General features: G+C 59.1%; 21 protein-coding genes. 4 read left to right on the forward strand and 17 right to left on the reverse strand.

All coding sequences use genetic code 11. The features are described 5' to 3' along the window. Positions 1–99: 99 nt before the first annotated feature. A complete protein-coding gene (locus tag KGB21_RS27905) occupies positions 100–1,746 on the reverse strand; it encodes a GMC family oxidoreductase (protein WP_223507373.1) in 1,647 nt (548 codons plus the stop codon). A 120-nt stretch (positions 1,747–1,866) separates the two neighbouring features. Between KGB21_RS27905 and KGB21_RS27910 the strand changes: the two genes are divergently transcribed. Then, entirely contained in the window at positions 1,867–2,763 is an 897-nt protein-coding gene (locus KGB21_RS27910) for a LysR family transcriptional regulator (protein ID WP_223507374.1), read from the forward strand. A gap of 6 nt (positions 2,764–2,769) precedes the next feature. Here the strand turns inward: KGB21_RS27910 and KGB21_RS27915 are convergent, their stop codons facing one another. From KGB21_RS27915 to KGB21_RS27945, 7 genes are read right to left on the reverse strand one after another with little or no spacing between them, the layout of a single operon-like run. Then, positions 2,770–4,152, reverse strand: coding sequence for an ATP-binding protein (locus tag KGB21_RS27915; RefSeq protein ID WP_223507375.1), 1,383 nt, complete (start codon positions 4,150–4,152; stop codon positions 2,770–2,772). Then, positions 4,149–4,811 carry a response regulator gene (locus KGB21_RS27920; protein WP_223507376.1) on the reverse strand — a complete coding sequence of 221 codons (663 nt, stop codon included), beginning with the start codon at positions 4,809–4,811 and terminating at the stop codon, positions 4,149–4,151. The genes KGB21_RS27915 and KGB21_RS27920 overlap by 4 nt, the downstream gene beginning before the upstream one ends. Positions 4,812–4,822: 11 nt before the next feature. Then, positions 4,823–5,467 carry a tetratricopeptide repeat protein gene (locus KGB21_RS27925; RefSeq protein ID WP_223507377.1) on the reverse strand — a complete coding sequence of 215 codons (645 nt, stop codon included), beginning with the start codon at positions 5,465–5,467 and terminating at the stop codon, positions 4,823–4,825. Continuing rightward, entirely contained in the window at positions 5,464–6,273 is an 810-nt protein-coding gene (locus tag KGB21_RS27930) for an SDR family oxidoreductase (protein WP_223507378.1), read from the reverse strand. The genes KGB21_RS27925 and KGB21_RS27930 overlap by 4 nt, the downstream gene beginning before the upstream one ends. Next, positions 6,260–6,934 carry a TenA family transcriptional regulator gene (locus KGB21_RS27935; protein ID WP_223507379.1) on the reverse strand — a complete coding sequence of 225 codons (675 nt, stop codon included), beginning with the start codon at positions 6,932–6,934 and terminating at the stop codon, positions 6,260–6,262. The genes KGB21_RS27930 and KGB21_RS27935 overlap by 14 nt, the downstream gene beginning before the upstream one ends. Further along, complete coding sequence (locus KGB21_RS27940) at positions 6,931–8,412, reverse strand: AMP-binding protein (protein ID WP_223507380.1); 1,482 nt, start codon at positions 8,410–8,412, stop codon at positions 6,931–6,933. The genes KGB21_RS27935 and KGB21_RS27940 overlap by 4 nt, the downstream gene beginning before the upstream one ends. Beyond that, on the reverse strand, positions 8,402–9,079 hold the full coding sequence (locus KGB21_RS27945) for a thermostable hemolysin (protein ID WP_223507381.1): 678 nt from the start codon (positions 9,077–9,079) through the stop codon (positions 8,402–8,404). Before KGB21_RS27945 ends, KGB21_RS27940 begins: the two co-directional genes overlap by 11 nt. A 183-nt stretch (positions 9,080–9,262) precedes the next feature. Between KGB21_RS27945 and KGB21_RS27950 the strand changes: the two genes are divergently transcribed. Further along, positions 9,263–9,826, forward strand: coding sequence for a cytochrome b (locus KGB21_RS27950; RefSeq protein ID WP_223507382.1), 564 nt, complete (start codon positions 9,263–9,265; stop codon positions 9,824–9,826). A gap of 16 nt (positions 9,827–9,842) precedes the next feature. Here the strand turns inward: KGB21_RS27950 and KGB21_RS27955 are convergent, their stop codons facing one another. Beyond that, positions 9,843–10,943, reverse strand: coding sequence for a DNA alkylation repair protein (locus KGB21_RS27955; RefSeq protein ID WP_223507383.1), 1,101 nt, complete (start codon positions 10,941–10,943; stop codon positions 9,843–9,845). A gap of 158 nt (positions 10,944–11,101) precedes the next feature. Beyond that, positions 11,102–12,910 (reverse strand): monovalent cation:proton antiporter-2 (CPA2) family protein, encoded by a 1,809-nt coding sequence (locus KGB21_RS27960; protein WP_223507384.1) that lies wholly within the window; start codon positions 12,908–12,910, stop codon positions 11,102–11,104. Positions 12,911–13,068: 158 nt separating this feature from the next. Here KGB21_RS27960 and KGB21_RS27965 point away from each other — a divergent pair, with 158 nt between their 5' ends. Then, entirely contained in the window at positions 13,069–13,983 is a 915-nt protein-coding gene (locus KGB21_RS27965; RefSeq protein ID WP_034148883.1) for a LysR family transcriptional regulator, read from the forward strand. Here KGB21_RS27965 and KGB21_RS27970 read toward each other — a convergent pair. The 4 genes from KGB21_RS27970 to KGB21_RS27985 form a co-directional block, all read right to left on the reverse strand. Then, positions 13,973–14,749, reverse strand: coding sequence for a substrate-binding domain-containing protein (locus KGB21_RS27970; RefSeq protein WP_223507385.1), 777 nt, complete (start codon positions 14,747–14,749; stop codon positions 13,973–13,975). The two genes, KGB21_RS27965 and KGB21_RS27970, sit on opposite strands and share 11 nt — an antisense overlap. 22 nt (positions 14,750–14,771) lie before the next feature. After that, positions 14,772–16,064 carry an MFS transporter gene (locus KGB21_RS27975; protein ID WP_034148881.1) on the reverse strand — a complete coding sequence of 431 codons (1,293 nt, stop codon included), beginning with the start codon at positions 16,062–16,064 and terminating at the stop codon, positions 14,772–14,774. 150 nt (positions 16,065–16,214) lie between these two features. Continuing rightward, entirely contained in the window at positions 16,215–16,538 is a 324-nt protein-coding gene (locus KGB21_RS27980; RefSeq protein ID WP_034148880.1) for a protealysin inhibitor emfourin, read from the reverse strand. Beyond that, complete coding sequence (locus tag KGB21_RS27985) at positions 16,535–17,599, reverse strand: M4 family metallopeptidase (RefSeq protein WP_223507386.1); 1,065 nt, start codon at positions 17,597–17,599, stop codon at positions 16,535–16,537. The genes KGB21_RS27980 and KGB21_RS27985 overlap by 4 nt, the downstream gene beginning before the upstream one ends. 145 nt (positions 17,600–17,744) lie before the next feature. Here KGB21_RS27985 and KGB21_RS27990 point away from each other — a divergent pair, with 145 nt between their 5' ends. Then, a complete protein-coding gene (locus KGB21_RS27990) occupies positions 17,745–18,083 on the forward strand; it encodes an FKBP-type peptidyl-prolyl cis-trans isomerase (RefSeq protein ID WP_034148878.1) in 339 nt (112 codons plus the stop codon). Positions 18,084–18,198: 115 nt separating this feature from the next. On the opposite strand, the gene KGB21_RS27995 is transcribed toward KGB21_RS27990, so the two are convergent. The 3 genes from KGB21_RS27995 to KGB21_RS28005 form a co-directional block, all read right to left on the reverse strand. Then, positions 18,199–18,507, reverse strand: coding sequence for a hypothetical protein (locus tag KGB21_RS27995; protein WP_223507387.1), 309 nt, complete (start codon positions 18,505–18,507; stop codon positions 18,199–18,201). 23 nt (positions 18,508–18,530) lie between these two features. After that, positions 18,531–19,769 carry an S-type pyocin domain-containing protein gene (locus tag KGB21_RS28000; RefSeq protein WP_223507388.1) on the reverse strand — a complete coding sequence of 413 codons (1,239 nt, stop codon included), beginning with the start codon at positions 19,767–19,769 and terminating at the stop codon, positions 18,531–18,533. A gap of 325 nt (positions 19,770–20,094) precedes the next feature. Further along, positions 20,095–20,838: an SDR family NAD(P)-dependent oxidoreductase gene (locus tag KGB21_RS28005; RefSeq protein WP_223507389.1), complete on the reverse strand. Its 744-nt coding sequence runs from the start codon at positions 20,836–20,838 to the stop codon at positions 20,095–20,097. Positions 20,839–21,123 lie beyond the last annotated feature (285 nt).

The following is a 21,123-nucleotide window of genomic DNA, read 5'->3' on the forward strand; positions in this document are numbered from 1 at the left end:
GTGATGTTCCGTGTGTCCTCGCACCCTGTAGGAGCCGGCTTGCTGGCGATGGCGATCTCAGGGACGCTATCGCCAGCAAGCCGGCTCCTACAGGGTGATTCATGTAGTCGTTGCCAGTTCCAGTTCTGGCGTGATGTTCCTTGTGTTGGGGTTGAGGATCATGTGTGCGGCTTTCTCCGCGATCATCAGCGTAGGTGAACACGTGTTGCCGGAGGTGATTCTCGGCATGATCGAGGCGTCGGCGATGCGAAGGCCCGGGATGCCATGCACACACAGTTCGGCATCGACCACCGCGTCCGCACCGTTGCCCATCCGGCAAGTGCCGACCGGATGAAAAATTGTGGTGCCGATTCGAGCGGCGGCTTCGTGCAGTTCCTCCTCGCTGTGCAAGCTATCACCGGGCAAGTATTCCACCGGGTTGAACGCCTTCAGCGCCGGCGCGGCAACGATGCGCCGGGTCAAGCGAATGGCATCGGCCGCGACGCGCAAATCCTCCGGATGGCTCAGGTAGTTGGGTTGAATCAGCGGTGATTCCTGCGGGTTGGCGGAACGGATTTCCACCCGGCCGCGACTTTGCGGACGCAAGTCGCAGACCGATGCGGTGAATGCCGGGAAGGCATGCAACGGTTCGCCGAAGCGCTCCAGTGACAGCGGCTGGACGTGATATTCAAGGTTCGCCGACGTCTGTTCCGGACCCGAACGAGCGAAAGCGCCCAACTGACTCGGCGCCATGGACAGCGGACCGCTGCGGTCATACAGATAACGCAGGCCCATGCCCATCTTGCCCCAAACGTTGCCGGCAATCTGATTGAGGGTGCGGGCGTTTTCCAGTTTGTAGATCAGCCGCAGTTGCAGGTGATCCTGCAGGTTGCCGCCCACCCCCGATAGTTCGTGGGCGACGCCGATGCCAAGGCGTTGCAGCAATGGGCGAGGGCCAATTCCCGAGCGCTGAAGGATGCTCGGCGAACCGACAGACCCTGCGCACAGGACGATTTCCTTGCGTGCCTTGAAGGTCTTCGCCTGTCCCTGCCAGCGTGCGCTGACCGCCGAAGCCCGGGCGTTTTCCAGCAACACGCGGTCAACTTCGACGCCGGTCAGCACCGTCAGATTCGGGCGATGACGAATCGGCTTGAGAAACGCCTTGGCCGCATTCCAGCGGATCCCGGACTTTTGGTTGACCTGGAAGTAGCCGCAACCTTCGTTGTCGCCCTGGTTGAAATCATCGATGCTGGCAATGCCGCTTTGCTCGGCGGCACTGCGGAAGGCATCGAGAATCGGCCACGACAGGCGCTGGCGTTCGACTCGCCACTCACCGGCACCGCTGTGAAAGTCCGAATCGCCGGCAAAGTGGTTTTCGCTTTTCTTGAACAGTGGCAGCACGTCCTGCCAGCTCCAGCCCGAATTGCCGTCGGCGACCCAGCTGTCGTAGTCGCCGGCCTGGCCGCGCATGTAGATCATGCCGTTGATCGAAGAGCAGCCACCCAGCACTTTGCCGCGCGGGTAGCTCAGGGTTCGGCCTTGCAAGCCAGGTTGCGCTTCGGTCTTGAAGCACCAGTCGGTGCGCGGGTTGCCGATACAGAACAAGTAACCGACGGGGATATGAATCCACGCATAGTTGTCGCGGCCACCGGCTTCAAGCAGCAGGACGCGATGTTGCGGGTTGGCCGAGAGTCGATTGGCCAGCAAACAACCGGCCGGCCCGGCCCCGACCACGATGTAGTCGTATTCATCAAGGGAAGACTGCATCCCTGACCTCGTCTTGTTGTTCTTGTTGTCGGTCATCCTAGTTGTTAGCTTTCGTCAAAAGAATGTTAGTTTTTGCGCACCTGCTGTGCGTTTTTAAACACCTGCACCCAAGGATGAGTCATGTTCGACTGGAATGACCTGAGGTTTTTTCTCGAGTTGCAGCGTAGCGGGCGTTTGCTGACGGCGGCCCGACGTTTGAACACCACCCACGCCACCGTGGCGCGGCACATCGAGGCCATTGAAAAAAGCCTCGGCACTGCGTTGTTCGTCCAGCATGCCCAGGGTTATGAACTGACCCCGGCGGGCGAAGCGCTGCTCAAACACGCTGAAGCGATGGAAAACGTCGCGTTGTTGGCCCAGGAAGAAATCACCCAATCCACCGCGCCGCTAGGCAAGATTCGCGTCGGGGTTACCGAAGGGCTGGGCATCATGTTCCTTTCCAGCCGAATGAACGGCTTGTTCGAGCGTTATCCGGGGCTGGAAGTGGAACTGGTGGCGGTGCCGCGCTTTGTCAGCATTCTTAATCGCGAAGCGGAAATCAGCATTCACCTCGAACGGCCGGCCGCTGACATGCTGGTCACACGCAAACTTACCGACTATCGCCTCGCGCTGTACGCCAGCCAGGACTACCTCGACCGCTCGCCACCGCTGGGCAGTCGCGAAGACCTTGGTCGGCATGCCTGGATCGGCTATGTCGACGATTTGCTGTTCAGCCAGGAACTGATGTTCCTCAACAGCTTCTGCCGCAATCCGCAGGTGGTCTTCCACAGCACCAGCGTCATCGCCCAGCAACAGGCTGCCCGCGCAGGGCTGGGGATCGCGGTGCTGCCGTGCTACATGGCCAGCGCCGATCCCGGACTGGTGCCGTTGTTTCCTGACGAAAGTATTTTGCGCAGCTACTGGATGAGCACCCGCCGCGAGCTGCACAAATCAGTGCGCCTGCGAGTGATGTGGGATTACGTGGTGGAGTTGTGTGAGCGTGAGCAGGACCTGTTGCTCGGCCCCAATCCCGTGTAGGAGCGTTTATGCTTCGGGTGGCTGGGTGTTTGGAATCGTCAGGGTCGCGCGCAAGCCACCCTCGGGGCGATTAACCAGAGTGATCCGTCCGCCCAGACGGGTGGCGATGGTGTTGACGATGGTCAGCCCCAATCCCGCGCCCTGGGCGTTGCCGCGGCTGTAGAAACGTTCGAACAGGCGGGTGCGATCCGCTTCTTCGATCCCCGGTCCCTGATCCTCGACACTCAGGTGATAGAAGCCCTCGGCCTGACTCAACCGCACCGTGATCACGCCGTGCTCAGGGGAAAAATTCGCAGCATTGGTGATCAGGTTATTCAAGGCGATGTCGATCGCAGCGGCGTCCGTCGCCACGATGCAAGGCCGGTCGCTGACGTCAAAGACCAGTTCCAGGTTTTTGCTCAGCAACCAGGGGCTAAGCTGAACCAGGCTGTCGCGTACGGCTTCGGTCAAGTCGATGAGGCGTAGGGCCGCTGGCTGCGTGTCGGGTTCGAGCCGGGCCATGGTCAGCAATTGGTTGACCAGACGACTGGTACGGTCGACCCCGCTGATCAGAAACGCCAGGGATTCACGGCGTTCATCTTCGGTGCCGGCTTCCAGCAGGTTCTGCGCGTGGACCCGCAATACCGCAAGGGGCGTGCGCATTTCATGGGCGGCATCGGCGATGAAGCGCCGCTCTCGTCCGAGCACTTCCTGGATCTGCGCGAGCATGCGGTTGAGCGCTGCCTGCATCGGTTCGAGTTCGCTGGGCAGCGGCGTCAGGTGCAGTGGTTCCAGCGAACCACTGTGCCGGGCCCGCAACGTCGCCGCCATATCGGCCAAGGGTTTGAGACCCCAACCAATGGCCAGCCAGACCATCGCCGCCAGCATCAGGCTGCCCAGTACATTGGGCCACAGGGTATGACGCACGATGCGATCCACCAGATCGGCGCGCACGTCATCGCGTTCACCGACCCAGATCCTCAGGTCAGTCTGTTTGTCTTCCAGCAGGAACGCGCGCCAGTGGCGGTTATTCAGGTCCACCACATCGCTGAAACCGGGTTTGGTCGGCGGCGCGGTGAAGGCGGGTGCACTGGCCGTGTGCACCAGCACTTCGCCCTGTCGGTTCCAGACCTGAAAGGCAATCTTGCTTTCATAAGGATGGCCATCGACCCGCGGCACCGCCTCGCCCAACGCCTTGTTGAATGCCCGGTACAATTCGGCGTGTTCCTGGCTGGCCATGGGCATGCGCATCACGCCCTGCAATAACCGCGCGTTTTGCGCCAGTTGGGCGTCATAGACTTCGGCGATTTCATGGTTGCTGTCATGCAGGTTCAACACGCTGATCACGGCCAGGCCGGCGAGCATCAGGCCGATGATCAGTGTCAGGGTGCGACGCCGGATCGAAGTCATCGATGCTCCTCCACCAGGTAGCCGACACCACGGATGGTGCGAATCAGGTCGGTGGAGAATTTCTTTCGCAGGTGATGGATGTGCACTTCCAGGGTGTTGCTTTCGGCTTCTTCGTTCCAGCCGTACAGCAACTGCATCAGGTGATCGCGGGTCATGACCCGGCCCGGAGGCGAAAGCAGTTCGTGCAGCAGTTGATATTCCTTGGGCGTCAGCGCCACCGGTTCGCCCTGATAGCTGACTTGCTGGGTGCCGGGGTTGAGGCTGATGCCGGCATGTTCGATCAGCACTTGGGCGCGGCCGGCGCTGCGCCGCAACAAGGCACGCAGACGCGCCTTGAGTTCCGCGAGGTCGAACGGCTTGATCAGGTAGTCGTCAGCCCCGGCATCCAGCCCGGCAATGCGGTCCTCGGTGGCATCCCGGGCGGTGAGGATCAGCACCGGCAGGTTGGAGCCACTGTCACGCAGGCGCCGCAGCACCTCGAGGCCGTCCATGCGCGGCAGGCCCAGATCGAGCACCGCCACGTCAAAAGCTTCACTGAGCAACGAGTGCAGGGCACTGCTGCCGTCTTGCACCCAGTCGACGGTATAACCTTCGCGGCCAAGGGCCTGGTGAATGCCTTCGCCCAAGGCCACGTCATCCTCGATCAGTAATAAGCGCACACGGACTCCTGTCAGTCGAGTTTCTTGTTCACGTCCACCAGCAACGCTTCGATCTCTTTGCGGCGCCCGGCATCGGCGGTTTCGCGCCCTGGTCTTGGGGAGGCCTGCAAGGCTTTTTGCAGTGCTGTCCTGGCTTCGCTGTAACGCTTTTGACGGTAGAGGTGATCGCCCCAGAAGTACAGGCTGTCGATGCCGTTCGGGTTCATTTGCAAGGCGAGTTTGAGCAACTGTTCGGCCTTGTCCGAGTCGCCGAAACCAATGGGCCAGCCCGGCACGCGGTCATACAGCGCGCCGAGGCTGGTGTAGGCCGAGCCTTGCAAGGCCTTGGGATCCAGGGTCAGGGCTTTTTCCAGATCGGCCTTCGCGTCCTTGACCTTGCTCAGGGCGCCGAGCCCACCCTGGGCACCGGCCCAACTGCTGGTGACGATGCCGGACCAGATCCACGCTTCCGCCACAGACTGTCGCTGTTGAGTGAAGCTTGAAGCCTGGGCGGCGAGTTTTTCGAAAGCGGCGGTGCGTTGATCCTCCGGCAACTCGTACTGAATGTGCGCCCAACTTTGCTGGATACCGTTCAGCCGTTGTTGATCGGCGGCGTCCAGCGCCCAGACGCTCTGGCTAAGCGCACCCATCAGCAGGCAAGCGACGATTTTTTTCATGGTTCGAGATTCTCCTTGTCGGGTTTCTGGCTCAGACGACGTACCAATGGCAATTGCTTGCGCAGGCCACGATCAACCAGGTTGGGCAGCAGACTGTTCAGGCGTACGAAAAAGCGCTCCGGCCAGCCCAGGTACAAGTCGCGACGGTCACCGGCGATGGCGTGGATGACCGCGGTGGCTACGGTTTTCGGGTCATCGACGTTGGCCTTGATGGCATCATTGAATGCCTGTGCCGCTGGGCTGTTCATGCCGGTGCGGGTGGCGCGCGGGGCGACGTAGAGCACACTCACGCGGGTGTCGGCCAGTTCCCGGCGCAGCGCTTCGGAGAACCCGCGCAAGGCAAACTTGGTGGCGCAATAGCTGGCGTAACCGGGGTAGCCAATGGAGCCGTAGGTGGAACCGACGTTCACCACCATGGCGCTGTCGGCCCGTTTGAGCAGCGGCAGCAGGAGTTTGGTCAGGCAGATCGGCGCGCTGATGTTCACCGCCAACATCGCGTTGATTTCGCTGTCGTCCAGTTGTTCGAGCATGGCGAAATGATTGACTCCGGCTGCATTGATCAGCAGGTTGATGCCGCCGATGCTTTGCGCTTCCGCCAGCACTTCGCGCCGGTCGGCGGCAACCGTCAGATCAGCGCCGATCCAGCACAGGTTGCGCGGATAACGTTCGATCAGCGCTGCCAATGGTTCCCGATGCCGAGCCACGGCCAACACTCGCGCCCCGGCGGCGCACAGTGCTGTCGCGATGGCCAGGCCGATGCCGCCGCTGGCACCGGTCAATACAACGCGAGCTTCAGACAGGCGCATGCAGGTCCTCCCCGTCACGCGGCAAGCCACGGAACATGTCGGCGTACAGCTTGTACACGACCTTGGAGGCATGAATGACGGCGGCTTGATCGTCCGGGTCGTCCAGTGTGTTCATCAGCCGACGGTAGGTCTGCATGTGTTCGATATCGAGTGAACCGTGGGAGCTGAGGTAGCTGAACGCGCTTTCCGGTAGGTCCAGGCGTTCGCGAATGCTGCCGGCGGCGTGGGTAGCCAGCGCGATACTCGTGCCTTCCAGCACGTTGACCATGCCGAACAGCCCCACCGGGTTGTCCCGGGCAATCAGGTCGTAGAGGAAGCTGACCATCAATTCAATCGGCAAGGCCGGCCGACCACTGCGTACCGCAGCCTTGTCACCGCCGCAGGCCTCGATGTCATCCAGTACCCATTTTTCATGACCGTATTCATCGTCGATGTACTCGCACACCGCCTCGCGCAGCCATTCCAGGCGCGAGGGCAGGCGTGCGCCGCAGGCCATCATCAGCGGCACGGTGTGGCGCACGTGGTAATAGGCCTGTGTCAGGAAAGCCCGGTAGCTTTGCAGGCTGACGCGGCCTTCGAGAGCGTCGAGAATGATCGGCAGATTGAACAGCTCATGGCGTTCTTGATGGGTCGCCTCTTGCAGCGTGTCGAAAAAACTCATGATGCGGGTTCCTCGCAAAATACAGATTCAGTCAGCTGTGCCCGGTAACGCTCGACGATGGCGTCACGCCGGGGCCGGCCGTTGGCAGTGAGCAAGCCATTGGCGGGGGAAAAGGGCTGATCCATGCGACTCCAGTAATGGACCTGGGCGTAGTCGGGCAAATCGGCGTTGGCCTCGGCCACGGCAGCGGCCAATTGTTCATCGGTGCAGTCGGGTCGATGGGGCCAGAGCAGCGCGTGGTTGTGCGGCATGGCCTCGCCGTAGACGAAGGCCTGGGCGATATGCCGACGCTGAGTCAACTCGGCCTCGACCCATTCCGGGTTAACGTTGCGACCGAAACTGGTCACGAATTGGTGTTTCTTGCGCCCCTTGAGGTAGAGAAAACCCTCCGTATCGAATTCACCGAGATCGCCACTGGGCCACCACTCATCAGCGTTCGGCGTATCGCCCAGATAGCCCAACAGGGTCGAGCCCTTGACCAGTACTTCGCCGTCGTCCGCCAGCCGAATCTCCACGTGGGGCAGGGGCCGGCCAACGCTGCCCGGGCGGTGCTCGCCAGGACGATTGAGGCACACCACGGACGCGCACTCGGACAATCCATAGCCCTCGTAAACCGCGAGACCGATCCTCTGCGCGCGCTGCAGCAGCTCAGCGGATACCCGCGCACCGCCCACGGCGGCAAAACGTAGTGAGTGAGGGTTAAAGGCTTTTTGTTCGGCAGCGTTGACCAGCATCAGCAACAACTGCGGCACCAGGATCAGGCTTTGGGGCGCGCGTGTGGCCAGGCATCCGAGCAGACGTGGCACATCAACGCCGCTGGCGCCTTGAATGCCCAAGACCTTTTGGCTGGGCAGGCTCAGCGTCGCGCCAGCGTACAACGCGGCATAACACCCTAGATTTTCCAGCAGGATCGCCAACGGCAGCAGGGCCAGATGATGTTGCGGATGGGCGGGTTTGCTGGCCTGATCCAGCTCGCGGGCGACCCGCAGAATGCTCTCGGCGCTTAGGCATACGCCTTTCGGCGTGCCGGTGGTGCCGGAGGTGAAAGTCAGTTTCGCGGTGCCTTCCGGTATGCGCTTTGGGCCGCTGAACGTGCGTCGCCAGAATGCACCTTGCTTCTGGTAGCCGTGCATCTGCAATTCGGCTTCCATTTCCGGCTCGGCAATCACTAGTTCGGCCTGACTTTGTTCAAGGCAGTGGCTGCGTTGAGGCGGGCTGAAAAACGGCGGCAGCGTCAGGCAGGTCAGCCCTTCGAACAGTATGGCCAGGTCCCAGAGCATCGCGTCGACGCCGTTGTCCAGCGCCAATGCGACTACCTGGACGTTTCCTTCGCGCAGGCGCTGCTGGCGATCGATCACTTCGTCGTACAACGTGGTGTAATCCAGCTTCAGATGATCGCCCCACAAGGCAATAGTGTGGGGCTGACATTCTGCATAAACACGCAGGACCTGTCGCAAGTGCTCGGTTTCAGGCGACATGGCTGGCCTCCTCGAAAGACGAGGGCAATCCCAGGCGACTGAACATCCCGATATTGCGTAAATGAATGAACCCGGCGCGGATGTTGCCAACGTGTACCCAGGGTTTGCTTTCGTAATAGCTGCCCCAACTGTCGCGGTCGTCACCCAGTCGGGCGGGGTCAGCGGCGCACAGGGTTATCGGCTTCAGGCCAAGCCGATGGAAGCTGTTGACCAGGCCGACGTTACCGGTGAACGCCACCCACTCCAGGCCACCCATGGCCAGGAGGTAGGTCATGGCAATGATGCTCAGGCGCGCACTGCCGGTATCGCTGGCGGCCAAATTGCCCACTTCGACGATGGCTGCCCGGTCCACGGGGTGCTCGGCAGCGGCGCTGATCAGTGGATCGATCGGTTCGTCCAGATAACGTTCGAGGAACAACGGTTCGCCATCCGCCAGACGCACGCCGACTACCGCACAAAGTTCTTCGGCCGCGTTTCTCATGCCGAACAGTTCCGGCATGAAGTGACGGATGTCGGCGCCGTGAGCCTTGCGAAAACGGTGCTGGATAAAAGCTTCGAAGACCGGGCGCGCCGGTTCGTCAGGCAATGCCTGTGCCAGGCTCATCTGCGGAGTCTCGGCATGGCCGAATCGCAGTGGCAAAGGGATGTTCCAGTTGATTTGGGGCATTGGCAGGCGCCTCCCGGGAAAGAATGGGAGGAGTATCCGGGGCGTTTCTTAACGGAGTCTGAAGGTGGGTAAAAAATTGGCCCGTGCGATCTTCAGATTGCCTTAAGGCTTGGCAGGCAGGGTGGCAACGCAAAAGCTGAACGAATGATTCGACAGCCAAAAAAAACACTGACGAGGCCTACCATGACACGCGATTCAGCACCCAACCGGTACGGAAAACTGTCGATCGCCTTGCACTGGCTGATGCTGGCACTGTTTGTTGGTGTCTACGGATGCATCGAAATCAAAGGGCTGTTGCCGCGCGGCGACAGTATGAGGGGGTTGTTTCTCGGCCTGCACGGTTTGTTCGGGCTGAGTATTTTTGTGCTGGTATGGGTGCGTTTGCTCGGGCGACTCACGCCGCGCCCGCCCGTCACGCCGACACCGCCTTCCTGGCAAACGGGAGTTTCACACCTGATGCACCTGGCGCTGTATGCGTTGATGATTGCGACGCCGATCCTGGCCTGGTTGATGTTGTCAGCCGGTGGAAAGCCGATGCCATATTTCGGCTTTTTCCTGCCCTCGCCAGTGACCGTCGACCCGGACCTGGCCAAGCAGTTTAAATATTGGCATGAACTGGTCGGCAGTACCGGATATTGGCTGATCGGTTTGCACGCGGCGGCAGGGTTGTTCCACCACTACTGGGTGCGTGACAACACCCTGGTTCGCATGCTCCCCGGAAGACAGGTGAATCAGCGTCGGCCGTGATTCCGATGGACGTTTTTCAGCCGAGGATTTCGAAGGCCGTACTGGCCAGGCGTTCGCCATTCACCAGCACATGCACCGCATGCTTGCCCGCGTAATGCCGGCGGGTGGTGAGTTCCTTGATGTGCTGACCACGGCTCAGGTGTTCGGTGCTCTGGCCGGGAAGCGTCAGGGCCTTGAGTTTGAAGACTTTCGACGAGGTACTGCCGTTGGCTTTTACATAGTCGATGGCGAAGTCGATCACCAGGCGCTGACTGGCTTCGACCGTGGATTTGACTGCAAACGACAGGGTGATTTTTTCCCCTAGTCCAATTACCGGCGGATTGACCTGCACATCCATAATCTCGACTTCAGGCTTGCCACCGGCGCCGATGATCGCCAAGGCCCGCTGATTGCCCTGTTTGATCAGGCTGCGCAGGGCATGCCTGGCAATCCATGCGGTGTGCTTGTTGTCCAGTGACCAACCCTCGATCAGGTCCAGTACCCAATCAGGATGATCCTTGGTGATGTCATTGAGATGGTTGGCCACGGACTTGCGCACGTAAAGGCTGCTGTCGGCCTTGAGGTTGTCGAGAATGTCGGCGGCCAGGCGTGGGTCGGCCTGGATCTGTTCCAGGCGGAACGACCATGGCAGGCGCGGGCGGCTACCTTCGCTGGCCAGGCGTCGGACGTGTTCGTTGTCGTCCAGTGACCAGTCGTGCATCAGCTTGAGCGTGCGTTCGATATCGCGGCGCAGAAAATGGCGGATCGCGAATTCCGAGGAGCCGAACGCCGTGAAGTATTTGAGCGCGTCCATGGACAATTCGAAGCGCTCCGCACCGTAAGTCGCCACGTAGTGCGGCAGGCACATGCTGACGAAGCCGCTGTTGAGGCGCGGGGCGAGGGCGCGCAATACCTCCAGCGAGGCTTCATAACCCAGCGGCAGCACCGCGTGCAGGCATTCGCTGACACGGGCCATGCGTTGCATCACCGACAACTCCGCCAAACCGGATTTGGCCCGTTTCAGGAACGCTTTGGCATCGAACGCAGGATAGACCGCGGTCATTTCCGTGGCGATGTGCTGGAGGCGTTCGGCGTTGAAGATTTCCTTGAGGGCGGGGGAGGATTGGTCAGCAGCCATTGTGGATTCCCTTTGAAATGGTTGTTTATTCAATGCACCGCGTTATCGTTCATCGCGGGCAAGCCCGCTTCCACAGTGTTTTGGTGAAACATTTGTTTTGTGTACGCCCATAATCCTGTGGGAGCGGGCTTGCCCGCGATGAGGCCATTACAGCCACCTCATTTTCTGGCTGCCTGCTCTTCCAACTGATCCGACTCAAACAACCGCGCCAGTTCCGCCCGTGCTTGCTGCGCCGTCTGAATGACCTTCGCCGCGTCGTCGTAGACCGCGTGCTGGGCTTCGAGCACCTGTTCATCGTGATGCTTGAAGCGTTTGATCCGCGCGTCCGCCTGGGCCTGGGTCAGCCCCAGACCGATCAACGTTTGCCGGCTCATTTCCAGGCTCGAATAAAAGGTTTCCCGTACGGCCTGGGCGCCCACATCCACCAACCGATGCACATGTTGACGGTTACGGGCGCGGGCGATGATTTTTATGTGCGGATACAGCTTGTGCACCAGTTCGGCGGTCTTGATGTTGGTGTCCGGGTCGTCGGTGGCGATCACGAAGAATTCGGCTTCACCGACCTTGGCCGCGCTGAGGATTTCCGGGCGCATCGGGTCGCCGTAGAACACTGGCACGCCGCCGAAGCTGCGGGACAGTTCGATGGTTTCCACCGACGTGTCGAGGGCAACAAACTTGATGTTCTGCGCCCGCAGGATCCGCGCGACGATCTGGCCCATCCGGCCCATGCCGGCGATCACCACGCGTGGCGCATCGGTATCGATTTCGCGGAAGGTTTCCGGCACTACCACCGGTTGCACCTTGGGGCTGACCAGGCGCGCACAGAGCAGCAGCAACAACGGCGTAACCGCCATGGACAGGGTGATGGTCAGCACCAGCACGTCATACAGGCGCGCTTCGAACAGCCCCTGATCGCGGCCGATCTTGAACACCACGAAGGCAAATTCACCACCCGCCGCCAACACGATGCCGAGGCGGATGGCGCTGACTTTGCTCAAGCCGCCAGCCAGTCGGCCCACGAGAAACAGCAACGGCAGCTTGATGGCGATCAGCAGCAGGGTCAGCCCAAGCACCGCGACGGGCGCACTTAGCAGCAGACTCAGGTTTGCGCCCATGCCGACGCTGATAAAAAACAGCCCCAGCAACAGCCCCTTGAACGGTTCGATTTGCGCTTCAAGTTCATGTCGGTATTCGGAGTCCGCCAGCAGCAGACCGGCGAGGAACGCGCCAAGGGCCATGGACACGCCGACCAGGTCCATCAACCACGCCGTGCCGATCACCACCAGCAACGCGGTGGCGGTGGACACCTCCGGCAAACCGGATTTCGCCACCACGCGGAACACCGGGCGCAACAGATACCGTCCGCCGATCACCACCACGGCGATGCTGGCCAATACGCGCAAACCGTGGTTCACATCTTCGGCGGTGCTGGCGTTGTGATCGACGCCGGAAAGCAGCGGTACCATGGCGATCAACGGGATCGCAGCGATGTCCTGGAACAGCAGAATCGCAAACGCCAAGCGCCCGTGGGGACTGGTCAGCTCCTTGCGCTCGGCCAGGCTTTGCAGGCCAAACGCAGTGGATGACAGGGCTAGTCCGAGACCCAGCACGATCGCGGTATTCAGCGGTTGTCCAAACAGAAACAGCGCCACCGCGCCGATCGCCGAACCGGTCAGCAGCACTTGGGCCAATCCGACACCGAAGACTGATTTACGCATCACCCACAAACGACGCGGCGACAATTCCAGGCCGATGATAAACAGCAGCAACACCACCCCAAGTTCCGAGATGTGGCTGACGCTCTGCGGGTTGCCGATCAGGCCCAGCACAGAGGGGCCGATGATCACCCCGGCGAACAAGTAACCCAGCACCGCCCCTAGTTGCAGGCGCTTGGCCAATGGAACGGTGAGCACGGCTGCGAGCAGAAATACGACAGCGGCTTGTAAGAGACTGCCTTCATGGGGCATGAGAAAAAACTCCATTCACTCGGTACGGCGGGGGGTGTAAGGATAAAGGCTGCATCTGGCTGCGTCAGCACTACGATGGAACTCAGATGTTACATTTTGCATTAATTGGTTACATTCATAGAATAAGCGGATCAATCTGGTCCATCTCCGAGTACCCCATGGCCATCAATTTTGACCTCAACGACTTGCAAGCCTTTCGTGCCGTGGTCGAACAGGGCAGCTTTCGCAAGGCTGCCGACACGGTGCGTATTTCCCAGCCCGCCCTGAGCCGGCGCATCGAAAAACTGGAAGATGCCCTCGGCGTGAGGTTGTTTGAGCGCACGACCCGAAAAGTCAGCCTGACCCAGGCCGGTCGCGGTTTCATGCCGAGTGTGGAGCGCCTGCTGGACGATCTGGACGTCGCGTTGCTGGGCATCAGTGAAGTCGCCTCGACCCGACTGGGTCACGTCACCGTCGCTTGTGTGCCGTCGGCGGCGTACTACTTCATGCCGCGAGTGATTGCTCACTACCACCGGCAATTTCCGCGGATCAAGGTCAAGGTATTGGATTGCAGCGCCCATGAAGTGCTGAGCGCTGTGGTCAACGGCGAAGCGGATTTCGGCCTGAGTTTCATGGGTACGCTGGAGGCCGAAGTGGATTTCGAGCCACTGGTGGAGGAGGGCTATGTGGTTGCTTGCCGACGTGATCATCCATTGGCGGGGCGCACTAGCGTGACGTGGGACGAGTTTTATCAGCAGGACTACATTTCGCTGGATAAAACTTCGGGTAACCGCTTTCTCCTGGATCAGGCATTGACCCGCGTGGTGCCGCAACGGTCGAGCATTTGCGAAACCCGGCATGTGACGACGATGATCGGTCTGGTGGAGGCAGGGCTGGGTGTGGCGGCGGTGCCGTTGATGGCGATGCCGGCAGCGGATCATCCGATACTGACGAGTGTGCCACTGACCAGCCCGCAGGTGATGCGCAGCGTCGGTTTGATCAAGCGCCGGGGCCGAACCCTGACCCCGGCAGCATTGGAACTGGAACGCCTGGTGGTGGAAATGAAAGTCCAGCAGCCAGCTGTTAGCGACTGACCGAGTCCAGCCCGGTGGCTTTCACATCCGGTTGTGCCTGTGCTGATGCCATATAGTCCAGCAGCGCTTTAGCTTCGGCAGGGTGTTGCGCTCCCACCGGAATGCCCGCAGCGAAACGCGTCACCGACTGCACTTGTTCCGGAATCTTCGCCACGAAGCTCACCCCCGGCACCGGCAGCAATTCGCTGACCTGCTGGAAGCCCAACTGATAATCGCCGGTGGCAACCACTGAACCCACGGGGATTTTCGGGACCATCGTCGATTTGGGCTTGAGTTGCTCTTCGATACCCAGGCGTTTGAACAGCTGTTGCTCGATGTAGACGCCACTGGCGCTATCGGAATAAGCCACGGATTTTGCGTCGAGCAAGGTCTTTTTTAGTCCGTCGATGGAACTGATGTCGGGCTTCGGCGTACCTTCTCGCACCACCAGGCCGATACGCGAATCCGCCAGTTCGACCCTTGACGCCGGGTCGACTTTGCCTTGCTTGATCAGATCGTCCAGGGCGTAACCGACCATGATCACCACGTCGGCTTGTTCACCACGAGCCAGGCGATTGGGGATGGCTTCCGGGGCTTTGCCCATCGACGGGCCGAGGGCGGTATCGAGGGTGTTGCCGGTGGACGCAGCGAATTTCGGTCCGAGGATCTTGTACGCGGCGGTAAAACCGCCAGAGGTCATCACACGGATCTCTTCGGCCTGGGCGGCGGGAATCAGACTCAGGCTGAACAGCAGGCTCAGTGTCGCAACGTTGAATAGCTTTTTCATGGGTGTGCTCGAAAAGGTAGGGTCAGGAGAGGACGGGTTGCAGGCGGCCGCTGGCACGGCGATACAAATACAAGGTTGCGCACAGCGCACAGAGCGCGGCAAAACTCATCCAGTAGCCAGGCGCAGCCTTGTCGCCGGTGTATTGGATCAGCAATGTCGACATCGCCGGGGTGAAGCCCCCGAACACCGCGGTCGCCAGGCTATAGGCAAGGGAGAACCCCGCCACCCGTACTTCCACCGGCATGATTTCGGTCAGCGCCGCAATCATCGCGCCGTTGTACAAGCCATAGATGAAGGACAGCCAAAGCAGCACGAGCAGCATGTTGAGGAAACTCGGAGCCTGCACCAGATAGGACAGCACCGGATAGGTCGTAGCCAGCGCCATCAGGGCCATGGTGATCAACACCGGGCGTCGGCCGATTCGGTCGGACAACGCGCCGCCAATGGGCAGCCAGAAGAAGTTCGAGACGCCCACCAGCAACGTCACCAGCAGCGCATCGGACGTACTCAAATGCAGCACGGTTTTACCAAAGGTCGGCGCGTACACGGTGATCAGGTAAAAGGCCGTGGTGGTCAGGGCGACCATCATCATGCCGGCGAACACGATCACCCAGTTCTGCGCCAAAGTGCGGAAAACATCGCGCATGGATGGACGGTGTTTGCGGGCGGTAAATTCTTCGGTTTCTTCCAGATTACGACGCAGAAAGAAGATGAACGGCACGATCAGGCAACCGACGAGGAACGGAATTCGCCAGCCCCAATCGGCAATCATTTCTGGCGCCATCCATTGGTTCAAGCCGTAGCCCAGCGCTGCAGCGACCACGATCGCCACTTGCTGGCTGGCCGATTGCCAACTGGTGAAAAAGCCTTTATTGCCCGGCGTGGCGATTTCCGCGAGATACACCGAGACCCCGCCCAGTTCCGCACCGGCGGAGAAGCCTTGCAGCAACCGCCCAACCAGGACGAGGGCGGGCGCAAACAAACCGATGGTTTCGTAGCCGGGCACCAGCACAATCAAAATCGTACCGCTGGCCATGATCGACAAGGTGACGATCAGCCCTTTGCGTCGCCCAACATCATCGATGTAGGCGCCTAGCACCACTGCGCCCAGTGGTCGCATCAAAAAGCCCGCGCCGAAAACGGCAAAGGTCATCATCAACGAGGCAAATTCGCTGCTGGCCGGGAAGAACACGGCAGCAATCTGAGTGGCGTAGAAGCCGAAAAGAAAGAAGTCGAACTGTTCGAGAAAGTTGCCCGAGGTGACTCGGAAGATCGCACTGGCACGGGAGCGTCCGCGCGGGATTGAGGCTGTCATAGATGTACTCCACCGCTTTATGACGTGTGCCGCCTGGACGCGGCGCACGGTTCTTATTGAGGCGGATAGTGGAGCAGGGGGATTGATATGATAAGTGCGTTTTTGGCATGCATTGATGTTCCAAGTGGATCAATGCGTTGCGGCGCTGCGTTAAAGAAGTTCTCCCTTATCCCAAAGCCGCACCAGTTCACCGGGTGCCTGGTCTTCCGGCACCTTCAACACCATCTGATCGTCTTGCTCTCCAGTGCGGTAACGCAGTTCGATCTGATAGAAGCGCTGATCGCCGCGGCCGGGGGAGGGGGAGGTCAGTGGCAAACATCCTTCGAGCAATGAGCAGATGCGCGCTCGTTGATCGAGATTGCATTGCGCGAACTCGATCTCCCGGGGGCGGCTCAAGGCCTGAATCATTGCAACTCCGCCCTGGCGAGAAAGGCGAACGACGGCTTGGTCGTCCAGTGTTGGCAGGGTTTTCATGTCGCCTCCACAGTCAGATTCACACCCACATCGGCCCAACCCTTGCGCACGGCAGATGCCTCATGGGCACTGAAGCGCTGGCCGGCGTGCTCAATGGTCAAATGCGCGAAGGCGATAAAGGACGCTTCGCGGTTCAAGCGCTGATCACACAAAGCGTCGTACCAGATTCGCCCGGCTTTCTCCCAGGCAAAACCGCCCAGCGCCTTGGCCACCAGATAAAACGCCCGATTGGGAATGCCCGAGTTGATGTGCACGCCGCCATTGTCCTCCTGGGTGATGACGAATTTGCTCATGTGATCCGGTTGCGGGTCCTTGCCGAGCAGCGGGTCGTCATAAGCCGTGCCGGGATGGGCCATCGAGCGCAGGCCGACGCCTTTGATGCGCGGTGTCAGCAAGTCCGCACCGATCAGCCAGTCTGCCTCGTCGGCGGTATGGCCGAGGACATGCTGTTTGATCATCACGCCAAATACGTCCGACAGCGATTCATTCAGCGCACCTGACTGATCGGCATACACCAGGCCCGATTCGCTTTCGATCACACCATGGGTCAACTCATGGCCGACCACATCCAGCGACCGGGTGAATCGCTCGAAAATTTCGCCATCGCCGTCACCGAAGACCATTTGCGAGCCATTCCAGAACGCATTTTCATAGTTCTGGCCGTAATGCACGCTGCCAACCAAGGCAAAACCCTTGTTGTCGATGGAGTCGCGGCCAAGCACTTTCCAGAAGAAATCGTAGCTCGCACCGAGCGCATCGTAGGCTTCATCGACCGCCGGATCACCACTAGCGGGTTGTCCCTCAAGACGCACCGGCATACCGGGCAGGAGCTTTTTCCCCAACGCATCATAAATGCTGCGCTGCACCGTCCCTGGTTTCTCGTTTTGCAGGAGTATCGCCGCAGCAGGAGGGCGCGAGGGTGCCCCTGGCTGGTGCCGCAAGGTTCGAATATGAGTCAGCGTGGACATCGCGCTGTCGCGCTGGTGCTCGGAACCGTGCGCGACGATACGGTTGAGTATGTACGGCGGGATAAAGCTGCGCAGCGCCAGAGAGTCAGTCATCAGAGCATCCCTTTCTGAATAGAGGTTGATACTTAGTGTGAGCGGCAGAAGATCTTTCGGTTCAACCAATTGCCATCCGCACCGGTTTCTGCGAAAACCACCGTCCGCGCCCTCAACAACCGGGCGAACGTAAACGAGTACGAACATGACCGACGAACTACAAATCATCGACCTTGCGCCCGGCGACGGCAAAGCCGCCGTCAAAGGCGCGCTGATCACCACCCAATACCGCGGCTGGCTGGAGGACGGCACAGAATTTGACTCTTCCTACAGCCGAGGAAAACCTTTCCAGTGCGTGATCGGCACCGGTCGAGTGATCAAGGGTTGGGATCAGGGAATCATGGGGATGCAGGTTGGCGGCAAGCGCAAGCTGCTGGTGCCGGCTCATTTGGCCTATGGCGAGCGCACGATGGGCAAGATCACACCGAATTCGAATTTGATTTTCGAGATTGAATTGCTGGAAGTGCTGACGCGGGATGATTGATTGGCCATGCGCTTTGAAGATAAAACCCGCCAACTATGTGGAAGAGATGGCGGGTTCTGTCTTGTTGAAGTATTGAGCAGTGATCAATGGGGGCACACTGCTGCGAGATTCAAAGTCACGTAAAAAGCCCGATATCATCAAGGGTGTCAGCCACAATCGCCGCTAAAGTGGGAGATTTGCTTTTCACGTTGTTGAGCGCGGATAAAACGGTTTCCATATCCAGCTCACCATGTCTGCGAGCTAGATGACCTAGCGCTGTTACCGCGGCGGCTTCAACGGATTCCGATTTGTGCTCAAGATGTTCGAGGCAGGTGGCCTGAGCCCATGCAAGGTCTTCCTCGTTAAGACCGATTGAGACTAGGGCGGCCACAATGTCGGTTTCCAAGTCACTAGCAAGAAAGCGGATTGCTTGATCGTGGCTCATTGATGGGTCTTGATAAGACAGACTCACTTTTTAGCTCCCGGAATGTTGCCTTTGTTATCGACTTTTTGGGCTTTGATAAGCGCGTTTTTCATATCTTGATGGAGTTTATCCCAAGTCCTCACGTGGCCGTGATACACGTCACCTCCCGTGCGATCAAAGACAACAAATTCTTTCGTTTCTGGATCTATGCCAATTCTTCGCGGCGATGTAGGTTTTACTTGCACCGAGTCATTTAGGGCTTCTCGACCATTTATGGGACCCTTACTCTTCACGGGTGTATCCGCTTTACCGTGATAATTTGCCGCTTCGAATTCCAGGTTCAAAACGATGTAGAGCGGTTTGATTCCAGAGTCCGCCGGGAATACAAGAATGAAGTCTTTGTATTCGGGAGGGTAGATGGGGTCGACGATGATGCTGTCGGCGGCCGGTGTTGGTGGAAATATCCAGATTTGCGGTGCTTGCGGCGCTCCCTCGAGCGGAGGAATTCCTGAACGACCGGTAGGCTCAACGGCAGGAGTCCAAATTAACGTGACGCCTTCGCCAAAATCAGCCACTTGCTGCGAGCCTTGGGCTTTAAACGTAATGACGGGTATGAACTCCCAATCACGTCGACTTTGAGTGTTGTAGCCATAGCCTTTTAAAGTGCCATCAGTTTGTTGCTCTACACGCAGTCGAATACGTGTACGAGCTTGGTTTAATGACCTGAGTTGCTCCTCTGTATACAAAGCGCTATCGCCCAGACTTGATGGTGCCAGCATCGCAACTAACCCAAGCAATCCACCGGTAGCAACGCCGGCGGTTACTAAACTGCCGGCCCGTACAATTGTTGACTCGGTTGCGCCTATGGAAGCTGCTCGTGCGAGAGTGAGCGAACCCGTAATGAAGGATGGAGCACCGCTGATTTTTTTGAGTGGAATACGACCACACTCGCCAACTTCATGCCCCCCAAGCAGTGCGAAGTTTCCGTAATCGTCCAAACTGGTTGTAGGAACAAAACCGACAGTGCTTTCGTGATTGATCATTCCGTCCGGTAGTTGGCAAGACTTGGCAAATACACAACCTGCGATTGCTCTTTCCGTCTTTGGGCCAGGTTTTTTCAGGTTTTTCTCGAAGTCATCTTCTCTGGCACGCATGGCGTTATAGGCTGCTTGGCGACCTTCGCGCTCTGCCTGTTCAGTTGGTGTCATTTCTCGGCGAATACGGTGATGACCGTCACCGGAGGGCGGGGCCAAAACGGTCGGAATTTCCTGGTTGCGAGTCATGAGCGTCCTAGTTGCTATTTAAATCCAGGCGAACGCTAACTTAACCGGTGTTTCCAATATGTAGGATGAGTCTGAAAATCAGGTTGTTAAGGTGGACAGAGGTAAAGAGCCAAGCGGTTGAAATTGAGAGTACTTACTGGAAGTGCTGACGCGGGATGATTGATTGGCGGCGTTGCCCGAATCGGTTTTGTGGCGAGGTCGCTTGCTCCCGTCGGGCTGCGTAGCAGCCTCGGAAGATCGCAGCCTGCGGCAGCTCCTACAGGGTTTGACCGATCTCTGGACCCTGTAGGCGCTGGCGAAGGCTGCGATCTTTTGATCTTGAGGCTCAGCGGATTGTGTACCCGCTATCGACTACCCAATCCTGCCCGATGACGTTGCGTGCTCCATTGCCGAGCTGGAACAGAATCACATCAGCAACTGCGCCAGCCTCCAGAAACTTGCCGTCGAGCAAGCGTTGATTGACGGTGCTGGCGACCGCACTCAACTCCTCATTCTTCAAGCCCAGGGTCGACCAGATAGGCGTAGCGGTTGGACCCGGAGAGACGGTGTTGATGCGAATGCCGTGTGGGGCCAGTTCCACCGCCAAGGTACGGGCGTGGCTGATCAGTGCAGCCTTGGAGGCGATATAGGCGGCCAGACCCGGAAAGGTCACCTGCGCAAGGAAAGTGCCGATGAACACCACCGAGGCCGACGCTGCCAGTTGCCTGCGCAGACAGGCCAGGGTGTTCAGTGCGCCGGCTCCGTTGACTGCCCATTGCCGGTCGAACGCGGCGAGATCGAGACCGTCAGCCAGTTCTGCAATGCCGGCATTCGGCACCAGATAGCTGACGGGCCCCAAGGTTGACGCCTGTTGTGCCAACCGTTCGAGGTCGGCCGGTTGAGTAACGTCACCGGACACCCACGACAGCTGCGTGGCAAAGCGCTCGGCCAACTTGTTCAAGCCACCGATCTGACGCGACATCGCCAGTACGCGAGCACCTTGGGTCAGCAACCGTTCGGTAACGGCCAGGCCTATTCCGGAACTGGCTCCGGTGACGACGGCCAAGCGATCCTCAAAAGCATTGTTCATAAGTGGATTCCTCTTTTGGTAGATGAGCCTTCATAGGGCTAGTACCAAAAATCAGGCCAACGCGTTGTAGCTGAAAACATAAGCCTTTGAGGTGAAGGATGGTTATTTTGACTAGATATTAATGTGGTCATAAAGACTTCTTTGGGTCTTTTTGACTGGCCCGGTCGAGTTACTAAAGTTGAAGTGGCACAGCAGCTTACAAGCTTGTCTGAGTGTGGCAACTCAGCTCAATAAACCTGAATGACAGGCAAAAAAATCGCCGCTGTCGAAGATCGAGAGCGGCGA

The sequence above is a fragment of the Pseudomonas sp. GL-RE-29 genome (assembly GCF_019947275.1).
In the GTDB taxonomy this organism is placed as follows: Bacteria; Pseudomonadota; Gammaproteobacteria; order Pseudomonadales; family Pseudomonadaceae; genus Aquipseudomonas; species Aquipseudomonas fluorescens_A.

Excerpts from the sequence above, each read along its gene's own strand:
- KGB21_RS27905 (WP_223507373.1), bottom strand. The coding sequence starts at position 1,746 with ATGCAGTCTTCCCTTGATGAATACGACTACATCGTGGTCGGGGCCGGG.
- KGB21_RS27910 (WP_223507374.1), top strand. The coding sequence starts at position 1,867 with ATGTTCGACTGGAATGACCTGAGGTTTTTTCTCGAGTTGCAGCGTAGC.
- KGB21_RS27915 (WP_223507375.1), bottom strand. The coding sequence starts at position 4,152 with ATGACTTCGATCCGGCGTCGCACCCTGACACTGATCATCGGCCTGATG.
- KGB21_RS27925 (WP_223507377.1), bottom strand. The coding sequence starts at position 5,467 with ATGAAAAAAATCGTCGCTTGCCTGCTGATGGGTGCGCTTAGCCAGAGC.
- KGB21_RS27930 (WP_223507378.1), bottom strand. The coding sequence starts at position 6,273 with ATGCGCCTGTCTGAAGCTCGCGTTGTATTGACCGGTGCCAGCGGCGGC.
- KGB21_RS27935 (WP_223507379.1), bottom strand. The coding sequence starts at position 6,934 with ATGAGTTTTTTCGACACGCTGCAAGAGGCGACCCATCAAGAACGCCAT.
- KGB21_RS27940 (WP_223507380.1), bottom strand. The coding sequence starts at position 8,412 with ATGTCGCCTGAAACCGAGCACTTGCGACAGGTCCTGCGTGTTTATGCA.
- KGB21_RS27945 (WP_223507381.1), bottom strand. The coding sequence starts at position 9,079 with ATGCCCCAAATCAACTGGAACATCCCTTTGCCACTGCGATTCGGCCAT.
- KGB21_RS27950 (WP_223507382.1), top strand. The coding sequence starts at position 9,263 with ATGACACGCGATTCAGCACCCAACCGGTACGGAAAACTGTCGATCGCC.
- KGB21_RS27955 (WP_223507383.1), bottom strand. The coding sequence starts at position 10,943 with ATGGCTGCTGACCAATCCTCCCCCGCCCTCAAGGAAATCTTCAACGCC.
- KGB21_RS27960 (WP_223507384.1), bottom strand. The coding sequence starts at position 12,910 with ATGCCCCATGAAGGCAGTCTCTTACAAGCCGCTGTCGTATTTCTGCTC.
- KGB21_RS27965 (WP_034148883.1), top strand. The coding sequence starts at position 13,069 with ATGGCCATCAATTTTGACCTCAACGACTTGCAAGCCTTTCGTGCCGTG.
- KGB21_RS27970 (WP_223507385.1), bottom strand. The coding sequence starts at position 14,749 with ATGAAAAAGCTATTCAACGTTGCGACACTGAGCCTGCTGTTCAGCCTG.
- KGB21_RS27975 (WP_034148881.1), bottom strand. The coding sequence starts at position 16,064 with ATGACAGCCTCAATCCCGCGCGGACGCTCCCGTGCCAGTGCGATCTTC.
- KGB21_RS27980 (WP_034148880.1), bottom strand. The coding sequence starts at position 16,538 with ATGAAAACCCTGCCAACACTGGACGACCAAGCCGTCGTTCGCCTTTCT.
- KGB21_RS27985 (WP_223507386.1), bottom strand. The coding sequence starts at position 17,599 with ATGACTGACTCTCTGGCGCTGCGCAGCTTTATCCCGCCGTACATACTC.
- KGB21_RS27990 (WP_034148878.1), top strand. The coding sequence starts at position 17,745 with ATGACCGACGAACTACAAATCATCGACCTTGCGCCCGGCGACGGCAAA.
- KGB21_RS27995 (WP_223507387.1), bottom strand. The coding sequence starts at position 18,507 with ATGAGCCACGATCAAGCAATCCGCTTTCTTGCTAGTGACTTGGAAACC.
- KGB21_RS28000 (WP_223507388.1), bottom strand. The coding sequence starts at position 19,769 with ATGACTCGCAACCAGGAAATTCCGACCGTTTTGGCCCCGCCCTCCGGT.
- KGB21_RS28005 (WP_223507389.1), bottom strand. The coding sequence starts at position 20,838 with ATGAACAATGCTTTTGAGGATCGCTTGGCCGTCGTCACCGGAGCCAGT.